The 2,651-nt window shown below is 71.2% G+C and carries 2 protein-coding genes; one reads left to right on the forward strand and one right to left on the reverse strand.

Annotated features, from left to right (window positions below; all coding sequences use genetic code 11):
* Positions 1–1,040 (forward strand): apolipoprotein N-acyltransferase (gene lnt / locus G3N98_RS38900; RefSeq protein ID WP_206151088.1); only part of this gene is annotated, 1,040 nt, incomplete at its 5' end.
* 101 nt (positions 1,041–1,141) lie between these two features.
* Here the strand turns inward: lnt and G3N98_RS38905 are convergent.
* Positions 1,142–2,651: tetratricopeptide repeat protein (locus G3N98_RS38905; RefSeq protein WP_206151089.1), on the reverse strand; the 1,510-nt coding region annotated here is incomplete at its 5' end.

Genomic DNA, 2,651 nt, shown 5'->3' on the forward strand with positions numbered 1-2,651 from the left:
CCCGGCCGTCGCCGCCTGCCGAGCCCCGCGCCGGCGATGCGCGCGTGCGCATCGCCGCGCCGGCCGGCATCGCGCTCGCGCTGATCGCGGTCGGTCTCGGCCTGTCGCAGGTCACGTGGACCGTGCCCGCGAACAAGCCGCTCACCGTGCGGCTGCTGCAGGGCAACGTGAAGCAGGACATCAAGTTCGAGGAAGCGGGCATCGACGCGGCGATCAAGATGTACACGCAGATGATCATCGAGAAGCCGGCCGACCTGATCGTCACGCCCGAAACCGCGATCGCGGTGATGATCCAGGAGCTGCCCGAGCCGTTCGCCGTCGCGATCCGCAAGTTCAGCGACACGACGGGCTCGGCCGTGCTGTTCGGCGCGGTCGGCGCATCGGTGACCGAGGACGGCCACTACGTCGACTACACGAACAGCCTGTACGGCGTGACGCCGAATTCGCGCGACATCTATCACTACGACAAGCACCACCTCGTGCCCTTCGGCGAATTCATCCCGTGGGGCTTCCGGTGGTTCGTCGACCTGATGAAGATGCCGCTCGGCGACTTCGCGCGCGGCGCGCTCGTGCAGAAGCCGTTCCTCGTGCACAACCAGCCCGTGATGGCCGACATCTGCTACGAGGACTTGTTCGGCGAGGAAATCGCCGCGACGATCCGCGACAATCCGCAGCCGCCCGGCGTGCTCGTCAACGTGACGAACCTCGCGTGGTTCGGCGACACGATCGCGCTCGACCAGCACCTGCAGATCGCGCGGATGCGCTCGCTCGAGACGGGCCGGCCGATGCTGCGCGCGACCAACACGGGGATGACGGCCGCGATCGATGCGCATGGCCGCGTGCTCGGGCAGCTGAAGCCGTTCACGATCGGCTCGCTCGACGTGCGGATCGAAGGCACCAGCGGCTTCACGCCCTACGTGACGAGCGGCAACAACATCGTGCTCGCGGTGTCGCTCGTGCTGCTCGCGTTCGGCTTCACGTTCGGCCCCGGGCTGCGCCGGCGCAACGGCAAGAAGAACGGCGACGACGCGCCGGAATGACGCAACGGGCGGCCGCTGCGCAGTGCGTGGCGGCCGCCGCCGAATGCAACATGCATGCACAACATGCAGCAGCGGCCCGCAGCCGCGAAACGGCCGGCCGCTCAAGCCTGCCGGGTCGACTCCTCCGATTGAACCGGCTGCGCGGCGAGGCGCCGCAGGTCGCGGCTCACCTCCTCCATCACCGGCGCCCACGCGCCGAACACCGGTTGCCGGTACAACGTCGCGCTCGGGTACCACGGGCTGTCCTTGCGTTCGAGCAGCCACGGCCAGTGCGGATTCACGTCGAGCAGCACCCAGGTGCGCGCGCCGAGCGCACCCGCCAGGTGCGCGACCGACGTGCACACGGTGATCACCAGATCCAGCGCGCCGATGAACGCGGCCGTATCGTCGAAGCTCGTCAGTTCCGCCGTGACATCCTCGATCGCGAAGCCCGCCGCGCGCGCCGCCTCGACATCCGCGTTCGCGCCCGGCTGCAGCGAATAAAACGCGACGCCGTCGATCCCGCGGAACGCGTCGGCATAGCGCTCGAGCCCGACCCGCCGGAACGGATTGCGCTGGTGCCCCGCGCTGCCCGTCCACACGAGCCCGACCTTCAGCCGGCGGTCGCCCGCGAGCCGCGCGCGCCACGCCTCGCGCGCATGCGGATCGGCCCGCAGGTAGGGCACCGACGACGCGAGCGTCGATGCTTCCATGCCGAGCATCAGCGGCAGGCCGATCAGCGGCACTTCGTAATCGAAGGCCGGCAGCGATTCGATGCCGCCGCCCGCGCTGAATGCGTCCGCATGCGCGCCGAGGCTGCGCTGCATCAGCGTGCCCACCAGCGGGAACGTATTCCAGACGAGCCTGCCGCCCTCGCGGTGCACGCGCTCGGCGAGCGGCGCGACGAAGCGGCAGAACTGCAGCACGTCGCCGAGCCCCTGCTCGCCCCACACGAGCAGTGTCTTGCCGGCGAGCGGCTCGCCCTGCCAGCGCGGGCCCGGCAGCACCGGCCGGCGGCCGCGCAATTCGCCCGCGCCGTCCCAGCGCGCCTCGTGGCCGCGCCAGCCGGCCGCGACGTTGCCGCGCACGAGCTGGATGATCGCCAGGTTGAAACGGTACGACGCGTCGTCGGGCGCCAGCTCGCACGCGCGTGCCGCGTAGCGCTCGGCGTCGTCCCAGCGCTGCGCCTCCTTCATCGCCAGCGCGACGTTGTTCATCGCGAGCGCGTTGTCGGGCGCGAGCTCGACGAGCCGCGCCGCGCACGCGAGCGCGGCGTCCAGGTCGTGCGTCGCGAGCCGCGCGACGACGAGATTGATCCACGCCTGCACGTCGCGTGGATCGAAGCGCACCGCCGCTTCGAGCAGCGCGATCTCCTCCGCGCGGCCGCTGCCCGACAGCCGCAGCGCGATCGCGAGGTTGTTGCGCAGCGACGGCCGGTCGGCATCGAGCGCGAGCGCCGCGCGATACGGCGCCACGGCGTCCGCGTGGCGGCCCGCCATCTGCAGTGCGTAGCCGTGGTTGAAGTACGCGGTCGCGCCCGGCTGCACGCGCGCCGCGCATTCGGCGAGCGCGAGCGCATCGGCCGTACGCTGCCGCGAGACGAGCGCGCCGGTGAGTTGCGCGCGCGCATCG

The organism is Burkholderia sp. Tr-20390 (assembly GCF_017104595.1).
In the GTDB taxonomy this organism is placed as follows: domain Bacteria; phylum Pseudomonadota; class Gammaproteobacteria; order Burkholderiales; family Burkholderiaceae; genus Burkholderia.